The organism is Bacteroidota bacterium (genome assembly GCA_021300195.1).
GTDB lineage: Bacteria > Bacteroidota > Bacteroidia > J057 > JAJTIE01 > JAJTIE01.
In genome coordinates, this window is sequence record JAJTIE010000034.1 from 1 (window position 1) to 17,226 (window position 17,226).

A 17,226-nucleotide genomic window follows, 5' to 3' on the forward strand; every position below is an offset into this window, starting at 1 on the left:
AAGTCCGCAGACGCCAATGATACTAGGGTAACTCCCGGGAAAGTAGGTCGCCGCCTCCTTTAATTCAAAACCCCTCCTGTGAAAACAGGTAGGGGTTTTTTATTGACTCTACCTACTAAACACTAAACGGGGGGAGGGGGGCGGGAGATGCATGGGCAATCCCTCTCTGCTGGGGATAGATTCGGCTGCACCGCACAGCCAATACTGCCTCAACCCGAACTGCTCAGTCTGTTACTTCTGCATCCGGGTGCTTACGAATGGATCGGGCCGCTAGATCGATACATTTCTTCAATCAGGCGAACTACCGCAGCGCCATCTTCTCCACTTATGCTGGGCTGCCTACCATGCAGCAGGGTATCCACCACATTTTGGATTATGTAGTGATGATTAGCTGCACTGCCCTGATAGGCTCCGTACTGATTGGGTGGTTCTCCGGTGGGCAGGCTAGGCGCTTCTACCCCCTCTATCTCACAGTACACCAGATCGTTCATATACTGGCCAGCTATGCGCACGGTGCCCTTTTCGCCAATCAGGGTGATACTGCTCTCCAGATTCGCCTGATAGACGGCCGTACTAAAGTGTAGGCTACCCAGGGTGGGCTGCCCGGGCAGCGAGAATAGCACGTGGCCGCTATCTGCCATATCTGTATTGTGCTGGTGCGCCAGGTTCTTCAGCATGCGATGGTCTATGTACAGGGGGCCGAGTAGCCAGTACAGTATATCGATAAAGTGGCTAAACTGGGTGTACAGCACCCCCCCATCCAGCTCGCGTCTTCCCCGCCATCCGCCGGTGTGGTAATAGCGGTCGTCTCGGTTCCAGAAGCAGTTTACTTGCACCATATAGAGCCTGCCCAGTGCCCTACTGTCTAGCAGCTCCTTTAGCCATACAGCGGTGGGGGTAAAGCGGTTTTGCATCACGACAAACACTTTTCGCTGCAGGGCTGTAGCTTTCTGCACCACCGCTTCGCAGGCACGGCTTTCCAGCCCCATGGGTTTCTCTATTACTACGTGTCGGCCTGCTTCGAGTGCTTCGAGTGCCTGCAGGGTGTGCAGATAGTTTGGTGTGCAGATGTGTATTACCTCAGCGTCCGACTGCCGGAGTAGCTCCGTGAGCGAGCCATAGATGGGCACACCCTGATCCTTCAGGCCCTTCAGTCGATCCGAATCGGGATCCGCAACTGCGGCCAGTGTAGTTTGTGGGTGCTGTAGCAGGATCTCGCAATGGCGCCTGCCTATGTAGCCCACGCCCAGTACGGCACACCGTAGCATTAGTCTATCCCCATAAATATTCGGCTCCAGCGCACGCCCCCTTCTATGGAGATCAATACGAAGAGGGGTTTGCCTACGATGTGGTCCTCGGGCACAAAGCCCCAGTAGCGGCTGTCTTCGCTATTGTGGCGGTTGTCTCCCATCATCCAGTAGTAGTCCATCTCGAAGGTATACTCGTTCAGGGGCTTATCGTCCAGGTACACCTGGTTGCCTGCTATGCGTGTAGTGCCGGCATCTTCATACACTTCAATAACTCGGCTATACAGGGGCAGATTCTGGGGCGTGATGCGCAGGCTCATGCCCTTCTTGGGTACCCGGAATGGCCCCATGTTGTCCAGGTTCCAGTCTTTGAAGGGAATCAGCTCGGGGTGTGTGACGAAATTTCCATCTCGGTAGTTTTTGGGGTAGTGCACCAAATGCTGCTGGCGTAGTGCATCCAGTGTGTAGGCCTCATTGTCCAGCACAAACTGCGGCGGGTTTTTCACCCCATAATGTTCGTGTACATTGAAGGGTGCTTTCTTTACATCGGCCACACAGTTTAGGGCTTTTACCTGTTCCACCAGATGGTCGGGCATGGAGGTAACCCATAGGGCCCGATTGAGGCTGTCTACCACAAATGTGTCCGAGTAGGGGTTCCCGGCATCGGCACCAACCAGATACAGATTCGCATTTTGCCCGCCTTCCTCCTGTATCAGGGCACGATTGGCATGGGCCACAGGCCTCCGGAAGCCTAGCTCCAAAAATTCGGCTTCACAGTTCTTCAGGCTTTGGTTCGGCTTCGCATAGATGATGTAGCGATGCTGCATATCTGGCGGGTTCAGCGCGGGCCGTCCGTTTACGTATAGCTGGGCATTCTTTATGTGGAGCACATCTCCCGGTATGCCTACGCAGCGCTTGATGTAGTTTTCCTTCAGGGTGGGTATGTCTACTGTACCCAGGCGCTGGTCCAGGGGCTGTATGTCATGTGCCGGAAAGTTGAATACCACCGGCTCTCCCCGTTCTATATCCTGTACGCCCCATAGGCGTGCATAGGGCAACTGAAAGCCAGGTATGTAGCTTTTTATACCCGTAAAGGGGATGCTGTTGTGCACGAAAGGCAGGGCGAAGGGCGTCATGGGGAGGCGTGCCCCATAGTGTACCTTGCTTACAAACAGGAGGTCGCCTACTAGCAGACTGCGCTCCATGGAGGCGGTGGGAATGAAGAATGCCTCCAGCAGGAATGTACGGATGAAAAAGGCGGCGATGGCGGCGAAAACCAGCGCATCTGCCCACTCCCGAAAAATACCTTTTTTCTTTCGGTCTTTGCGGCCAAAAGGCCAGAGGATATGCCAGACCCGTGCTTTTTTATCGCCCATAGCAGCTATATACTAGAGGCTGCAAGCTACAGAAAACGTCACGAAATAGGGGGTGTTAGTCAGGCTAATCTTGAATGTTTATCTCTGACCCCGCACCCTTATCCAGTTCTCCGTCTGTTTCATCCTGTATAAACGTTTCTTCTGTTGCCCTCACTTCCTCATAGGATTGAGATGCTGCATCGGACTCTGCGTCAATTTCCGCTTCAGCTTCTTTGTACACCTGGCGGGTTTCACCTGCTGCTGCGTCTTCCACATCCATGGTCTGCACCTCGGCCTGCAGGTTGTCTATGGACGTAAGGGCCTCTTCGTCTTGTACAACCGGATCTTCGTCTTCTTCAAATACCTCAGAGTCTACCCCGCTACTGGCTCCATCACCCAGCATGCAGCAGCCATCTCCCCGTCCGTTCACCTTGTAGCCATGGTCTATCAGCTCTTCTACCAGCTTTTGCTCTGTGATCTTTCCTGGATTGTAAATGATCGATACAACGTTGTTACTGGCATAGCCGAAGCTGGAGATACCCTCTATGCCCAAAAGTGCACTCTCAATAGACTCATGCGAACAGTCTTCGCAACTCCCAATCACACGGAATGTGAGTTTTTTGGAATCTTGGGCAAGCGCACTGCCCACTACCAGGGCGCACGCAAACAGAAGGGATGCAGATACGTATCTCATCATGATGACTGAATATGTACAAATGTAATGGAATATTTGAATTTTGGGGGCACGGAACCCGAAATAGTTAAAAAAATTAAATCAATGCTTGATCATTTTTATTGTCTTTGCCTGCCCCCGGTCATTTTTTAGCTGTACGCTATATAGGCCCGGTGCCCAGCTTTGCGTAGCTAAGCGTAGCCTGCTACTGTGTACGCTGCCGCTGGATACAGGGTTGCCCATGCTATTGAAAACAATATAGCTACCCTCGCCTTCCAGACTTAGCTCGTCTGTAAATGGTGATGGGAAGGCACGCAGATCAATGTCGGCGGTGGATAGCTTGCTGCGGCTTACGCCTGCGCACAGCGTTCCGGTTGTAACCTGATATGAACATAGGGCAGCCCGAATGCTCTGGTTCAACTCCCCGTCGAATAGCATCTCGTCCGCATCCAGCAGATTTTCCACTGCCTGCTCTATGGTCAGGCTATTCGTGTTCAGGTACAGGGTCTGGAGTACCAGGGCATCGGTCTTTTCACGTCCATGGGTGGTCCATACCTTCATGAGGGCCGAGGCCCAAACCTCGCCTATGTCGTAGAAATTTACGGGGCTCTTGCCTATAGCGGTCGGGTAGGTCTGTGTAGTGGCTACCGTTCGGCCATCCCAAAAGGGGTTGTGGCCATCCCAGTCAAAAACCGATTGCCAACCAAAGTTTGACAAGCTGCGGCTATAGCTGGCGCATAGGTAGTCGGCTATGCCCTCTTCGAGCCCCCGGTCTACATTATTGGCTGATACGCCCGTGGGGTCTGCCATTTCGCTGAGCGCGTGGGTGTATTCGTGAATGATCACGTCGGCATCCTCGGCATCATCCACCCCTCCGGTGCCGAAGGATATGTAGCTGTCGAGGCCAACCGGAAAGAAGGTGCTGTTGTCTCCCCCTTGCCCCTGGGGGTCTATGCGCAGGGGGGCATTAAACAGATTGGTAAAACCCAGCTGCTGCACCCAGCGCTGCAGGGTATCTACGTGGTAGTACGCATTTACCTGCTCAAAGCCCTGTTGGCTGCGGTTGTACAGAAAGCTGTTTATCGTGCTGGTTACTGGTGCCGAAAGGGGGCCGCCCAGGTCGGCAATCTCCACATAGGGCCCCTTTAGCCTGAAAAGGCCGTTTTCGTAGGCTAAGCCTTTGAGGGTAACCAGGCTGCGCTGCTTGTTTAGCGAGTCATTGGTGGCATCCAGGTTGTCCCGATACTCGGGGTAGGCACCATAGGCCAGTCTTGCACGCGTCATGGGGTTGGGCAGATATACCCAAGCGGTGGCGGTGGTATCCAGCTTGTCCAGGCCTCGGTCTCGCTCCTCCAGCAGGGTCTGGCTTTGTACGTCCCAGTAGGAGGCGTGGCTGCCCCCCTCTGCGGCTTCCTCGTAGGTGATTACCTCCCAGGCCGGTACCAGTTGCCCCTCCTGGTAGCGCCATACAGGGCCTTCGCGATACAGTTTGCCCCCATACGCATCCAGTGCCTTGGCCGTCAGCACAAAGCCCAGGCTCCAGTCTGGCTCGGCCTCTGCCTCGGCTAGGGCGGCGTGCCACTGCCCACCGATCGAGACCTCCCTTCCGGCCTTGTTCAGGTTCAGCTTGATCCAGGCATCCAGGATGGGTATGCCCCGATGCACCTGCTGAAAGCTGAAGTGCTCGCCCCCCGGGCTGGCCCGATGGGCAAAAAAACGGGGCGGCTCGCTCAGTGCCAGCCGCTGCTGTAGTGCCAGGGCATAGGCTTCGGCACGCTGCTGTATGCTATCCGGCTGCACGGGCAGGCTGGCCAAGGCCGAGCCGGAGAGACAAAACACGCACAGAAGCAAGGGTGAAATCTGTTTTTTCATAATACTTCTATCCTTAGGCGGGCCTGTGCTGCAAGGCTGCAAAAAGCGTCTGCTTCTGCCTCGGGTACCTCTACCACCTGCTCACAGCACTCGGAGTAACGACTTTCCAGTGCTTTTAGGTCAAATTCACTCAAAATTCTTTGGGCCATCGCGGTTTGTGCGTAATCAAATACTAGCCGGATCCGCCGGAGCCGTACCAGGGGTACAACGGTAGCTGCTGCCAGGGCCAGGCGTGCGGTTTCGCCATAGGCCTGGATCAGGCCGGGTATACCTAGCTTTGTGCCGCCAAAGTAGCGCACCACGACGACAAGGGCGTGCGTAAGCCCATGCGACCTGAGCCGCCGCAGGATGGGTGCCCCTGCACTGTGGCTGGGCTCTCCGGCATCCTGGGCGGCCTCTTCGGCACCCAGTTTCCAGGCATAGCACAGGTGGTGCGCCTCCGGGTGCCCCTGCTTTACCTCAGCCAGGGCCGCATCCACCCCAGCCCGGGCCTGCACCCCCCAGGCATAGCCCTCAAAACGGCTGCCTCGGTCTCGATACGAGGCCTGAGTAGGCGCCAGTAGGGTATAGGCAGCGTGGGGGTGGGCAGCACGGGGCCGAGCCATGGGGGAACATCGGGATGAATAGAGAAGGGTACCAATCTACGGCTATCCCGTCGCATATTGCAAGATGAAACGAGCATACCCGCTAATCCTCGCTTGCCTGGCCCTGCTGGTGGCCTGTGGCCCCGGGATGGAGCGCCAGCCCCCAGCCCTGGAGCAGCAGCTGCGCACCCAGCTACTGGAGAGCTGTGCGCACGGCCTGGTGCTGGAAAAGACCGTACGCTACAAAACTGCGACCCAGGACAGTAGCGAAACGATACGGTGGAACTATCGGCCCGACACCGCCCAGGGTGGCTGCAGGCTTGTGTATGACACAGACGGCCAGGCCCTGGCAGCAGGCGATGGGGCCAGCAGCCCGCACTACCTGACCGATGAGCTGCACTATCTAACCGATTATCTATACGCCAGCCCGGCATTCCGGTCCTATTTTCGTGTAGATAGTAGCGAACAGCGAGTGGTAGCCACCCTGCTGCCAGCGCACGCCGGCCGTACCGAGCTGAAAGCACAGCGGCTGGAATATAGCACCCAGGGCACAGTGCGGAGTATACAGAGCCATATTTATCGTTCTAATGCGCTTTTTGTGGCAGATGTAAACCTGAATGTTCGCTTTCAGCCAGATGGGCGACTGGCTGGGTACATGCTCAGCTTCCGCAGCCAGACCCAGGGTAAGGCCCAGCCTACATATATCGAAACTACGGCCCGGGTGCTGTACCCCTGATGGGGGCCGGTGCCTGTTTTGGGTGCTGTTTGTGCCGGGTGCCTGCACGCGCCTATCGTAGCAGTGCCTGTAGGCCGGTATAGAAGGCAGACCACCCCCGCCATTCATACAGCTCACTACCAATGGCGTTGTGCAGCAGCAGGCATAGGGGCCCCCCCAGGCTGCGCTGCTCCTCGGCCTGCAGGCGCACCACCAGCAGCGCCTGCTCGGGGTCCAGGCCCTGCTGGTGTAGGGCGCGGTCCATGGCGGCAAAGGGCACACGTAGCAAGGGGGTGGTTTCCTCGCGCTCGCAGTCGTACCAGTAGAAGGGGTGGCTGGTGCCATGCCGATAGCCTGCTCGTCCGGCGTAGCCTGCACTCCAGTCGGCCCGCACACCCGCGGCCAGCAGCGTACGGAACGTATCGGGGTAGCTGTAGCGCAAAAAATGCTGCCTGCTGGCCAGTGGCTGGCCCAGGTGCTGCTGCCACTGGGCCAGCTGGGCCCGTAGCTCGGCAGGCTCCAGGCCGCTGCGGTAGCCCGGGTGGGGGTGGCAGGCCACACCGGCCTGCTGCACATGCTTTATCAGCCGCTGTAGGGCCGGGTGCGCCAGCGTCAGGCCATTGTCCCACCTGTGCGCACGCGATGCTAGCCAGAAGAAAACCAACTGTTCTGCAGGCCAGTGGGCCAGGTAGCGGCGGGGGTCTAGTGGGTCGGTAGGCCGCAGGCGTGCCCACAGTTCGCGTGTGCGACCCTGCATCAGGTCTCGCCCCAGGCTGCCCAGCCGCCGCCAGTAGGGCTTGTGGCGGTAGGCCCAGGGGTGGTCTATATCGAAAGTGAGGAGGGGCCGAAAACCGTGCCCCGGGGGCCTGAAGCCCGGCCACTGCTGCTGTAGGCTTGCCAGCAGGCTTGCCACTGCCAGCTGCAGCACGGGCCGCTGGTGCCATTCGGGTGGTACAGGCCGCCCATGGGCATCCAGGGTGGGTGCCGCAGCCGGATAGGCCCAGGGCTCGGCCAGGAGCCAGAAGAGCTGGCCCAGCAGGTCGTGCGGAGCAGGAGCTGGCCCAGTAGCACCTGCCTCCAGCAGGGGCGAGGGGGCCAGGTAGGTGGCCCCGGGTATCGCATGCCCAATACTGAGTAGGGGCCGGTCGGCCTGTAGGGGTGGCTCGTCCAGGAACCGGATGGATACCCGCAGGTGTGCCGCCAGTACCTCGCACACGTAGCGGAGCCGGGCGGTAGGGTGGGGGCTATACACCAGCAGCTCCATGGGCCGGCTAGGCGGCTTTACGCTTCCTGAGTTCTACCCAGGCGTAGGCCCCCAGCAGCAGCAGGAAGAGGATGGAACCGATGGTGCTAAGCACGGCACCAGACTTTACCACCTCATTCCGGGCTACAAAGAAGATCTTGTGTGTACCCGCGGGCACCACTAGCCCGCGCTGCACAAAGTTGACCCGCTGGATGGGCAGCTCCTGCCCACCGGGCTTATCCAGGTAGGCCGTCCAGGCCGGGGGGTAGTACACCTCGGAAAATGTAACGAAGCGGGCCTTGCTGCTGCGGTAGTCGTAGGCCATCCGGTTGTTTTCCCATTGGGTGAGCTGGATGGTTTCGGTACTATCCAGTGGCTCCTGGCTGTAGCTACCCAGCTTGGGCTGGTCTGTGGCTTCCAGCAGGGCCAGCTGTGCGCTATTCACGCTGTCTAGTGCCAGCAGTACATCATCCGGCCGTGGCAAGATGCGCACCTGGGGGGTTATCCAGGCGGGCCCATAGGCAGCAGGGTTTCGGTAGGGTATTTCTCCGCCTACGGGCTGGGGTAGGGCGGGCTGCAGGAGCGAGTCTGGCAGCCCCGGCTGGTGGATGATGTAGCGGGTATTCAGCATGTTTAGCACATTCCAGTGTGCCTGCGCCACCTGGCCCTGTGCCAGTGCCCGATAGCTGGGCGCCAGGTAGGCCTCTATCAGCTGCTGATAGCGCTTCATCTTGATAGGACTATAGCCGCCAATGCTGTACAGGCTGCGGGGCGTAAGCCCATCGCTGTTGAAGGGGTCTCCTCGGGTAATGGGGAGTACCCGGAAATATTGGTCCTGTAGCCAGGTCTGCATCTGTATATCCAGTGGGCGTACAGGTGCCTCCGTTTCCTGCCGGGGCACATAGTTCTCCCGCCACAGGTAGCGCATATCTAGCACAAACACGTCCAGCACCACCAGCAGGGCTACGCCCGCCAGGGCCAGGTTGCGGCTGCTGCGGCTACCGGCCAGCATGCCCCACAGCAGCAGGGCGGCCAGGGCGATGAAGCCGAAACTCCGCCAGGCATCGGCACTCAGCTGGGCCTTGCGCTCAGTCTCCAGCAGGTCGTAGTACTCGCGGCTTTGTTCGTTCAGCTGCAGTAGCTCCTCCGCACTCAGGAATCGATCTGCCAGCATGCCTGGCATCAGGGCAAACAGGAGGCAGATGGCCAGCGGAATACCAGCGGCATAGAACAGGGCCTGCTTGCGCAGCTTCAGGTCTCGCTCCTTGTTCAGCAGCTCGCGCAGGCCCAGCATACCCAGCAGGGGTACGAAGATGGCGATGACAGCCAGGATAGAGGCCGGTGTGCGAAAGCGGTCGTACAGGGGCATATTGTCCATAAACCAGTCGGCCAGGGTGTAGGCCCCATCGGGATAGCCGCCCTGTGGCATCAGGTTCAGGATGAGCAGGGCCAGCAGGCATAGGCCCAGCCCCAGGGCGGGAGCGGGCCAGCGGGAGAAGCGGGGTTTCAGCAGCTGGAATACCAACGGAACGGACAACACCACCAGCGACTGTGGGATAGACAGGCTGTACCGCCCCAGCGACAGGATGCCCAGCAGCAGCATGGGGTATAGAATACCCCACTTGAGGGGGCTATGTACCAGGATGAGCCCCAGAATAAACAGAAAGATAAAAATAGCCCCCAGGTAGTAGGGGCCGGCGGTAAAGCCCTGGGGGCCCCAGTACAGCGGCCAGATTTTCTCCTCGCTGTCCGATATGCCATTCTGGTTCTGGTCGGTGCCCTGTACCCGCTTGTACAGCTCGCCCCCTTTGCGCAGGCCGCCGCTGGATCCGCCCCCCACGGCATTAGGGATCAGTAGGCTCAGCAGCTCCGTGCGCCCGTGGCTCCAGCTATAGGCATAGTCTTTGTCCAGGGCAGTTTTTTTTCCCTCGCTCTGATTGCCGGGGCTTTGTCCCTTCAGGCGTGCCTCGGTTTCGGGCTGTAGCTCGCTCAGGCTACGGATGGAGTATGCGCCATACTGCCGAATTTCGGCTATGCTGCCCCAGCGGAGCAGCAGGCCCAGGCCAATGGCAAATAGCAGGGCTACTACCCCCACCAGATACGCACGCAGGCTGTGCTGCTGCAGGGCCAGCACCAGGTAGGCTATGCCCAGGCCCAGCCCGAAGAAGAGGAAGTAGTACTGCATCTGGTAGTGCGCCCCGCCGATAAACAGGGCACCGAAGAAGGCCGTGAGCACGGCACCCCGCAGCCAGCGCCCCGTCAGCGCCTGGATGATGCCCAGCACCAGCCCAGGTATGGGCATCAGGGTCTGTATCTTGGCCAGGTGCCCAGCCTCTACCACATGGATGTAGTAGGCAAAGAAACCCATGCCCACTGCCCCCGTAAAGGCACCCCAGCCAGGCACCTGCAGCCGCAGCAGCAGGAAGAACATGCCCAGCATCCCCAGGATGGTGTAGGACACCTCGTGGCCGCCAAACTGCGAGGCGTAGCGGCTGAAAACCGACAGAACATTCAGGCCTTCCCGCTTTGTGTAGATGGCGGCGCTCGGCATACCCGAGAAGGAACGCATACCCCAGTGGGCGGCTTCGTCCGGGTGCTTTGCGTTGTAGTCCATTATGTCCTGCTGGCTGGCGCGTATCTGCTGGGTGTCATACTGCCGGATCTGCTTGCCCTGAAAGAGCGGTAGGTAAAACAGCACGGGCAGCAGCACGATGGCCAGTATGAGCAGCAGGCGCTGCTGCATGGCAGGTTGTGTCAGGGTGGCTTTCAGGTTCATGCGGGGTGTCTTTTCTCGTACAGAATGGCAGCGGCCCACCTGCTGGTGGATAGGCTTCCGGGCAAAAATAGCTTTTTTCGTGCTCGGAATACCCACTGGCAGGCCGTGGTTTTGGCGCGGGCTTTGCGTATCTTTGCGGATTATGGGATTCAAAGCCGGAATCGTGGGTCTGCCCAATGTGGGTAAGAGCACCCTCTTCAATGCATTGAGTAACGCCGGCGCGCAGGCGGCCAACTATCCGTTTTGCACCATCGAGCCCAACGTGGGGATGGTGAATGTGCCCGACCCCCGCCTTGACAAACTGAGTGCGCTGGTGCAGCCCGAGCGGGTGCTGCCAGCCGTGGTGCAGATTGTAGACATTGCCGGCCTGGTAAAAGGGGCTAGCAAGGGCGAAGGCCTGGGAAACCAGTTTCTGGCAAACATACGCGAGTGCAATGCCATCCTGCACGTGCTACGCTGCTTTGACGAAGACAATGTGGTGCACGTGGAGGGAGGGGTGGATCCCATCCGGGACAAAGAGATAATAGACACCGAGCTGCAGCTGCGCGACCTGGACACGCTGGAGAAGCGCCTGGCCAAGGCCAGGAGCAACACAAAGAGCGGGAACAAAGAGGCCGTGGCCGAGGCTGCCTTTATCGAGCGCGTAGTAGCCCACATCCAGCAGGGGCACAACGCCCGCACCCTGGCCCTGGAGAAGCACGAAGAGGTGGAGCTGATGGAAAGCCTATTCCTGCTGACGGCCAAGCCCGTACTGTACGTGTGCAACGTAGACGAGGGCAGCCTGCCCCAGGGCAATGCCTATGTAGAAAAAGTGTGGGGCGCGGTGCAGCACGAGCAGGCCGAGGTGGTGGTGATATGCGCCGGGATAGAGGAGCAGATAGCAGCCATGGACCCCGTCGATCAGCTGGAGTTTTTGCAGGCCATGGGCATAGAAGAGCAGGGGCTGCACCGCCTGATCCGCGCGGCCTACCGGCTGCTGGGCCTGCGCACCTACTTTACTGCCGGAAAAAAAGAGGTGCGTGCCTGGACCATTACGCAGGGTATGACGGCCCCACAGGCTGCGGGGGTTATCCACTCCGATTTTGAGAAAGGCTTTATCCGAGCCGAGACCATTAAATACGACGACTTTGTGAGCTTTGGTAGCGAAGTCGGCGTAAAGGAAGCGGGCAGGCTAGCCGTGCAGGGCAAGGAGTATGTGGTAGAGGATGGCGATATCCTGCATTTTCGCTTCAATGTATAGCTCCCACGTATAGTACCGGTCATAGCCTGGATGGCGCCAGGGTAGCGGCAGGGTACTGGAGGCGAACTCTTTTGGCCTGCTTTCTGTAGATTAAACGTGAAAACGATTTTACCAATCCCGATAAAACATGGCTGATATCACTGTAAAAGAACTGAAGGAACGCCTGGATAAGGGCGAGCACCTGCACATACTGGATGTGCGCGAGCCAGACGAGTATGCCCGTGGCCACATTACCCCCCTGCTGGTACCCGTAGGGAGCCTGATGGCACGGCTGGATGCACTGGAGAACTACAAGGAACAGGAGCTGATTGTACACTGCCGGAGTGGCAAGCGTAGCGCAGCTGCCGTGGAGGTGCTGAAGCAGTCGGGTTTTTCGAATCCACGCAACCTGGTGGGCGGCATGCTGGCCTGGAAAGACGAGGTGGATCCCAATTTTGTTGTTTAGCGCGGCACGATATTCGTGCCCTGCATAGCTATCCCCAGGGTGTGGGATCTTGTACAGGATAAAAGCCCCAGTATGGGGCTTTTCTTTGTTACACAGAACTGGCTGCACAGAACTGCCCCTAATATGCTGAAGGCATTGGGTGCCCGCATTTGCGGTACGCGGGGGCTATGTTCTATCGGCTATGTTTTACCCAAGGGCCGGGCGGGGCACAAAAAAGGGGTAGCAAACGGCTACCCCCTTGTTTATGCGTACTTTTTCGCAGCTATTCTCCAGCTTTCTCCACTACCTCAAATTTCAGCGCTGCCTTTATCTCTTTGTGCAGGCTTACTTTGGCCGTATAGATGCCGGTGTTCTTCACCTCTTGCTCGAAGGTGATTTTGCGGCGGTCGATCTCGTACCCGGCTTCTTTCAGCAGGTTGCTGAGCATCAGGGTAGTTATGCTGCCGTATATCTTGCCTTCCTTGCCTACCAGGGTGGGCACTTGCAGGGTTAGGGCTTCCAGCTTTTTCACCTGTGCCAGCGCCTCTTCCTTCTGCTTGGCCAGGCGGTGTGCGGCCTGGCGCAGGTTTTCGGCATGTGCTTTTTTGGCGCTGGGGGTAGCCACAGTAGCCATCCCGTTGGGTATCAGGTAGTTGTTGGCATAGCCGGGTTTTACCTTTACCAGGTCGTCCTTGTCGCCCAGGTTGGGCACATCTTGTAGCAAAATGATCTCCATGGCTGTGCTTATTTTAGGCGGTCGGTTACGAAGGGTAGCAGGCCCAGGTGGCGTGCGCGCTTAACGGCCAGGCCCAGGCGGCGCTGATACTTGAGGCTGGTGCCAGTGATGCGGCGTGGCAGGATTTTGCCCTGCTCGTTCACAAATTTCTTCAGAAACTCGGGGTCTTTGTAGTCTATGTACTTGATGCCCGATTTCTTGAAGCGGCAATATTTCTTGGTGCGCTCGCGCACATCGCTAAAGTTTGGGTTTAGCGGGGCTGCGCCAATTTTTTCTTCTGACATGCTAGTTTTGGTTTTGGCGTTGCTTACGTTTTACGTTCCACTCTACGGCATGCTTGTCCAGCTTCACCGTCAGGTAGCGCATCAGGCGCTCGTCGTACTGGTACTCCCGCTCCAGGGTCTGTATCAGCTCGCTGGCCGGTGCCAGAAATTCGGTGTACACGTAGTAGCCAGTTTCTTTTTTGCGAATGGGGTAGGCTAGCTTGCGGAATCCCCATACCTCCTGGTTTATAATCTCTGCCCCGTTGTCGGTCAGTAGCTTAGTAAACTTTTCGGTCATTTCCTTGTACACGGCGGGCTCTAAGTCCGGCGTAACGATGAAGGTGGTTTCGTATACTCTCTTTTCAGACATACTGCTTTCGAGAAAATTTTTGAACCGCAAAGATAGCTTTTTTTCTTTTTCCACACACTGCTACTTCTGGTCGCCCGCCCTTCTTTCTGTTAGGCTAGTGGCTGGGGTTAGCCGTTCGGGCTGTCGTTTGCGGCTGCTGTGCCTAAAAAATATAGCCCACACCGCTGAAGATGTGGGCTATCGATTTCGGCGCTCTGCGGGGGCCTGTACGGGGCCTACTTCAGCAGGCTGCCGGCATACTGCCAGTTGATTACATTCCAGAATGCCTCTATGTAGTCGGGGCGTTTGTTCTGGTGCTTCAGGTAGTAGGCATGCTCCCACACGTCTATGCCCAGTATGGGCGTGCCATTATCGGCTACGGTGGGTAGCTTCATCAGCGGGTTTTCCTGGTTGGCGGTCTTGCTTACCTTCAGCTTGCCATCTGCCGTCTGTACAATCCAGGCCCAGCCGGAGCCGAATACGGTGGCTGCTGCATCGGCAAAGGCAGCCTTCAGTGGCTCCAGCCCGCCAAAGTCTCGGTCTATGGCCTGCTTCAGTTTTTCGGGCAGTTGCTTTGCTTCTGCGTTGGGGGTCATCCATTTCCAGAATGCGGTGTGGTTCCAGGCACCGCCACCGTTGTTTTGCACTGCCGCCTTCAGCGCAGCAGGCAGGCTGCCTATGTTTTCAAACAGCTCCTCCAGGCTTTTGCCATCCTCGGGCTTGCCCTCCAGGGCGGCATTCAGCTTGGTGATGTAAGCGTTGTGGTGCTTGCTGTGGTGTATCTCCATCGTCTGCGCGTCTACGTAGGGCTCCAGCGCATTGTAGGCATAGGGCAGATTGGGTAGGGAATAGCTCATCGGTATTTTAAAGATTAGGGTTTGGGTAATGAGCTAGCAAATTACACCAGCTTTTGGTTCCGTGCCACACCCCTAGGCGGTCTTTACTACCTCAAATGGAACCTTCACTAGCCTACTGTAGTCCTCGCCGGCCTCTACCAGGTCTTCATCTTCCTCCTCGGCATACCACACTACCTGTACAGAGTCGGTCTTTTCATGCAACTTCTCCAGCCGACGAAACATGTCCAGGATGCATTTGCTGCTGCTGGTGTTAAAGTATTCCAGCTTCATTTCCACCTGCATGCTGTGCGTTAGCTGGGTGCCATACTGGTCTAGCCAGCTGTATACCTTGCGATAAAAGCCTGCACTGTCTTCGGGTATGCTGCGGCCCTCTACCACATAGATGCTTTTTTCGGCGTCACACACAACCTTGGGTGTCTTGTCGGTGGGTTCTATTACCAGGTTTCTCATGGCGTGGGTGGGTTTGGTTTTTTGTACTGGGTACTGTACGAAATAAATGACCCAAAGGGTTGTCGATTTTTTTTATCGATCAGCCCTTTTTTTCTTCCGTTTAGTGCCTGAAAATGCAAAGCGGGTAGGTGTTGCGCCCGGGTGCTGTGCCCAGGTATCATCAAAATTACAGGCCTGCACACCAGTCTTTTTGTGCAGGCGGGCGGCGAATCCTTTCTTGGGCCTGTGCAATTACTATATTTGCGCCAATTTTAACCCCTATCGTACGCACTATGTACTGGACACTCGAGCTTGCATCCCACCTGGAGGACGCGCCCTGGCCTGCCACCCGAGATGAGCTGATCGATTATGCGATTCGCACAGGTGCCCCTATGGAAGTAGTGGAAAACCTGCAGGAGCTGCAGGACGACGAGCAGCCCTATGAGAGCATAGAGGAGATCTGGCCCGATTATCCTACCAAAGAGGATTTTCTCTTTAACGAGGACGAGTACTAGCACCAGGCCCGCTTGTGGCACCCCGCTTGTGGCACCGCCACCAGCTGTGTGGCCGCAGGCACTGTGCCCCTGTGGGGGCTAGGCTATGTACGGGGGCTAGCGCTACGGGCAGAGGGCATTCCTGATCGGGGTTCCGCCGTTGGCGGTATTTTTCGTGTATTACTTTTATGGGCTATGGTCACTATGGTGTGCCCATACGAGGGCTGTGCGCTAGTGGTACTTCCATAGCTCATGCTCTTCCCAGAAGGCGGCGGCATCCCAGTCGCCATTGTTCATGGCTTGCTCCATCCAGTTGGCGGCTTGCTTATAGTCTTTGGGCACGCCCAGGACATGGTAATACATTTCTCCCATTCTGTTTTGTGCTTTTGCGTTTCCCTGCTCTGCCGCCTTCTGGTACCAGTAGGCGGCTTGTTGGTAATCTTGTAGCATGCCTCTGCCCTCGTAGTAGTATGCCTCTCCCAGAATGAATTGTGCGCCCGAATGACCCTGCTCTGCCGCTTTCTGGATCCAATAGACGGCTTTTTGGTAGTCCTCTAATGGAGCACTATAATACGTTAGCCCCAGGCTGAGTTGTGCCTCTGCATCCCCTTGCTCGGCGGCCTTGTGGTACCAGTACGCAGCCTTTTCTAGGTCTCTTGGTAGGCCCATGCCAAATTCATACAATATTCCTAGCGTTTTCTGTCCGTCCGCATAACCCTGTTCGGCCGCTTTGTAGCCCCAGTAGGCTGCCAATTCATAGTCCTGGGGTATGTGTATGCCACTTAGGTATTCACGTGCCAGTGAGTATTGTGCCTCGGCATCCCTTTGCTCGGCCTTTTGCTGTAGTGCTTCAAGTGCATCCATAGTTTTGCATGGCTTTACGATTGGTTTGTGGTGCTTCTCACTGATTTTGGCGGTTTTATTGCTAGACTAAGGATATAGGTGGGCTTGAGCACGTATGCGGGGACGTAGGGCTAGATCGCTGCAGCCCGGGCAGCAGGTTCTGCGTGGGTAGAGTAGCGCGATGCGTCCCCTAGCGGTACTTCCACAGCTCATGCTCCTTCCAGTAGGCTGCTGCTTCTTCTGATCCATTTTTATAGGCTTGTTGTATCCAATAGGCTGCCTGCTTGGGGTCTTTGGTCAAACCATGGCCTTTATTGAAGGCTACCCCCAGGTTGTATTGTGCATCGGCGTTTTCCTGTTCCGCTGCTTTTTGGTACCAGTAGACAGCTTTTTCGTAGTCTTGTTGCAGGCCTTCACCATTTTCGTACATCCTCCCCAGGTTACATTGTGCGTTTGTATGTTCCTGTTCTGCCGCTTTTAGGAACCAATAGGCCGCCTGCTTATAGTCTTGTAGTACGCCCTGGCCACCAGCGTACAGCACCCCCAGGTTGTATTGCGCGGCTATTTCGCCCTGTTCGGCCGCTTTTTGCCACCAATAAGTAGCCTGCTTATAATCTTGCAGCATGCCCAGGCCATTGTGGTACATCAGCCCCAGGTTGTATTGTGCTTTTGTATTTCCTTGCTCGGCTGCTTTTTGGGACCAGTAGACGGCTTGCTTGTAGTCCTGTAGTACGCCCTCGCCAGTGGCGTACATCCGTCCCAAAGTGTGTTGTGCATCTGCATCTCCTTGCTCAGCCCTTTGCTGCAGCACTTGCAGCGTGTCTTGGGCGGTGCTATACAGGGGCAGCAGTAGGAGGCCTAGCAGGCAGGCCGTACATAGTCTTGTCTTTTCAGGTGTTTACGGTCGTTTTAGGGTGGCCCCTGTGTTTCTCGCTACCAAGTTAAGGGTATAGGGGCGCTTGTCCATTCTCTTGTTTGCCGCCGGTGCTGGGCCCCCTGCCTGGCGGTGCGGCGGCTATCTGCCCGGTTCCAGAATTGGCTGATTCGGGCTCGTATCCGGGCTGCCCCCTGCGGCCCCGTTGCCGTTCTGCTGGATCATCTGCCGCCAGGCGGTGTTTTGCACCTC

General features: G+C 57.1%; 18 protein-coding genes. 4 read left to right on the forward strand and 14 right to left on the reverse strand.

The annotated features are described in order from the left end of the window. Positions 1-251 precede the first annotated feature (251 nt). The 5 genes from LW884_08350 to LW884_08370 all read right to left on the reverse strand — a co-directional run bounded on the left by LW884_08350 (position 252) and on the right by LW884_08370 (position 5,752). On the reverse strand, positions 252-1,268 hold the full coding sequence (locus tag LW884_08350; protein MCE3008338.1) for a Gfo/Idh/MocA family oxidoreductase: 1,017 nt from the start codon (positions 1,266-1,268) through the stop codon (positions 252-254). Then, positions 1,268-2,623, reverse strand: coding sequence for a signal peptidase I (gene lepB / locus LW884_08355; GenBank protein ID MCE3008339.1), 1,356 nt, complete (start codon positions 2,621-2,623; stop codon positions 1,268-1,270). Before lepB ends, LW884_08350 begins: the two co-directional genes overlap by 1 nt. 64 nt (positions 2,624-2,687) lie before the next feature. Then, on the reverse strand, positions 2,688-3,299 hold the full coding sequence (locus tag LW884_08360; protein ID MCE3008340.1) for a hypothetical protein: 612 nt from the start codon (positions 3,297-3,299) through the stop codon (positions 2,688-2,690). 78 nt (positions 3,300-3,377) lie between these two features. Further along, positions 3,378-5,114 carry a M4 family metallopeptidase gene (locus LW884_08365; GenBank protein ID MCE3008341.1) on the reverse strand — a complete coding sequence of 579 codons (1,737 nt, stop codon included), beginning with the start codon at positions 5,112-5,114 and terminating at the stop codon, positions 3,378-3,380. Positions 5,115-5,143: 29 nt separating this feature from the next. Continuing rightward, positions 5,144-5,752, reverse strand: coding sequence for a YigZ family protein (locus LW884_08370; GenBank protein MCE3008342.1), 609 nt, complete (start codon positions 5,750-5,752; stop codon positions 5,144-5,146). Positions 5,753-5,816: 64 nt separating this feature from the next. Between LW884_08370 and LW884_08375 the strand changes: the two genes are divergently transcribed. Beyond that, the gene (locus LW884_08375) at positions 5,817-6,467 is read left to right on the forward strand and encodes a hypothetical protein (protein ID MCE3008343.1); all 651 of its coding nucleotides are present in this window, start codon (positions 5,817-5,819) and stop codon (positions 6,465-6,467) included. Positions 6,468-6,519: 52 nt separating this feature from the next. On the opposite strand, the gene LW884_08380 is transcribed toward LW884_08375, so the two are convergent. Both LW884_08380 and LW884_08385 read right to left on the reverse strand, forming a co-directional pair. Next, on the reverse strand, positions 6,520-7,710 hold the full coding sequence (locus tag LW884_08380) for a hypothetical protein (GenBank protein MCE3008344.1): 1,191 nt from the start codon (positions 7,708-7,710) through the stop codon (positions 6,520-6,522). Between the two features lie 7 nt (positions 7,711-7,717). After that, positions 7,718-10,465, reverse strand: coding sequence for a hypothetical protein (locus LW884_08385; GenBank protein ID MCE3008345.1), 2,748 nt, complete (start codon positions 10,463-10,465; stop codon positions 7,718-7,720). 142 nt (positions 10,466-10,607) lie between these two features. On the opposite strand from LW884_08385, the gene ychF reads away from it, so the two are divergent. After that, positions 10,608-11,705: a redox-regulated ATPase YchF gene (ychF, locus tag LW884_08390; GenBank protein MCE3008346.1), complete on the forward strand. Its 1,098-nt coding sequence runs from the start codon at positions 10,608-10,610 to the stop codon at positions 11,703-11,705. Between the two features lie 127 nt (positions 11,706-11,832). After that, positions 11,833-12,150, forward strand: a complete 318-nt coding sequence (locus LW884_08395) for a rhodanese-like domain-containing protein (GenBank protein ID MCE3008347.1) — start codon at positions 11,833-11,835, stop codon at positions 12,148-12,150. 262 nt (positions 12,151-12,412) lie between these two features. Here the strand turns inward: LW884_08395 and rplI are convergent, their stop codons facing one another. The 5 genes from rplI to LW884_08420 form a co-directional block, all read right to left on the reverse strand. Further along, positions 12,413-12,865, reverse strand: a complete 453-nt coding sequence (gene rplI / locus LW884_08400) for a 50S ribosomal protein L9 (protein MCE3008348.1) — start codon at positions 12,863-12,865, stop codon at positions 12,413-12,415. Positions 12,866-12,873: 8 nt separating this feature from the next. Further along, on the reverse strand, positions 12,874-13,149 hold the full coding sequence (gene rpsR / locus LW884_08405; protein MCE3008349.1) for a 30S ribosomal protein S18: 276 nt from the start codon (positions 13,147-13,149) through the stop codon (positions 12,874-12,876). A 1-nt stretch (position 13,150) separates the two neighbouring features. Next, on the reverse strand, positions 13,151-13,498 hold the full coding sequence (gene rpsF, locus LW884_08410) for a 30S ribosomal protein S6 (GenBank protein ID MCE3008350.1): 348 nt from the start codon (positions 13,496-13,498) through the stop codon (positions 13,151-13,153). 215 nt (positions 13,499-13,713) lie between these two features. Continuing rightward, entirely contained in the window at positions 13,714-14,334 is a 621-nt protein-coding gene (locus LW884_08415) for a superoxide dismutase (protein ID MCE3008351.1), read from the reverse strand. 72 nt (positions 14,335-14,406) lie between these two features. Next, positions 14,407-14,784: a DUF1987 domain-containing protein gene (locus LW884_08420; protein ID MCE3008352.1), complete on the reverse strand. Its 378-nt coding sequence runs from the start codon at positions 14,782-14,784 to the stop codon at positions 14,407-14,409. 272 nt (positions 14,785-15,056) lie between these two features. Between LW884_08420 and LW884_08425 the strand changes: the two genes are divergently transcribed. Continuing rightward, a complete protein-coding gene (locus tag LW884_08425; GenBank protein ID MCE3008353.1) occupies positions 15,057-15,278 on the forward strand; it encodes a DUF2795 domain-containing protein in 222 nt (73 codons plus the stop codon). Positions 15,279-15,488: 210 nt separating this feature from the next. Here LW884_08425 and LW884_08430 read toward each other — a convergent pair whose 3' ends face one another. Continuing rightward, the gene (locus tag LW884_08430) at positions 15,489-16,121 is read right to left on the reverse strand and encodes a sel1 repeat family protein (GenBank protein MCE3008354.1); all 633 of its coding nucleotides are present in this window, start codon (positions 16,119-16,121) and stop codon (positions 15,489-15,491) included. A gap of 169 nt (positions 16,122-16,290) precedes the next feature. Then, on the reverse strand, positions 16,291-16,854 hold the full coding sequence (locus LW884_08435; protein ID MCE3008355.1) for a sel1 repeat family protein: 564 nt from the start codon (positions 16,852-16,854) through the stop codon (positions 16,291-16,293). Positions 16,855-17,226 lie beyond the last annotated feature (372 nt).

Coding starts and splice junctions, on each gene's coding strand:
- LW884_08350 (MCE3008338.1), bottom strand. CDS start 1,268: ATGCTACGGTGTGCCGTACTGGGCGTGGGCTACATAGGCAGGCGCCAT.
- lepB (MCE3008339.1), bottom strand. CDS start 2,623: ATGGGCGATAAAAAAGCACGGGTCTGGCATATCCTCTGGCCTTTTGGC.
- LW884_08360 (MCE3008340.1), bottom strand. CDS start 3,299: ATGATGAGATACGTATCTGCATCCCTTCTGTTTGCGTGCGCCCTGGTA.
- LW884_08370 (MCE3008342.1), bottom strand. CDS start 5,752: ATGGCTCGGCCCCGTGCTGCCCACCCCCACGCTGCCTATACCCTACTG.
- LW884_08375 (MCE3008343.1), top strand. CDS start 5,817: ATGAAACGAGCATACCCGCTAATCCTCGCTTGCCTGGCCCTGCTGGTG.
- LW884_08380 (MCE3008344.1), bottom strand. CDS start 7,710: ATGGAGCTGCTGGTGTATAGCCCCCACCCTACCGCCCGGCTCCGCTAC.
- LW884_08385 (MCE3008345.1), bottom strand. CDS start 10,465: ATGAACCTGAAAGCCACCCTGACACAACCTGCCATGCAGCAGCGCCTG.
- ychF (MCE3008346.1), top strand. CDS start 10,608: ATGGGATTCAAAGCCGGAATCGTGGGTCTGCCCAATGTGGGTAAGAGC.
- LW884_08395 (MCE3008347.1), top strand. CDS start 11,833: ATGGCTGATATCACTGTAAAAGAACTGAAGGAACGCCTGGATAAGGGC.
- rplI (MCE3008348.1), bottom strand. CDS start 12,865: ATGGAGATCATTTTGCTACAAGATGTGCCCAACCTGGGCGACAAGGAC.
- rpsR (MCE3008349.1), bottom strand. CDS start 13,149: ATGTCAGAAGAAAAAATTGGCGCAGCCCCGCTAAACCCAAACTTTAGC.
- rpsF (MCE3008350.1), bottom strand. CDS start 13,498: ATGTCTGAAAAGAGAGTATACGAAACCACCTTCATCGTTACGCCGGAC.
- LW884_08415 (MCE3008351.1), bottom strand. CDS start 14,334: ATGAGCTATTCCCTACCCAATCTGCCCTATGCCTACAATGCGCTGGAG.
- LW884_08420 (MCE3008352.1), bottom strand. CDS start 14,784: ATGAGAAACCTGGTAATAGAACCCACCGACAAGACACCCAAGGTTGTG.
- LW884_08425 (MCE3008353.1), top strand. CDS start 15,057: ATGTACTGGACACTCGAGCTTGCATCCCACCTGGAGGACGCGCCCTGG.
- LW884_08430 (MCE3008354.1), bottom strand. CDS start 16,121: ATGGATGCACTTGAAGCACTACAGCAAAAGGCCGAGCAAAGGGATGCC.
- LW884_08435 (MCE3008355.1), bottom strand. CDS start 16,854: ATGTACGCCACTGGCGAGGGCGTACTACAGGACTACAAGCAAGCCGTC.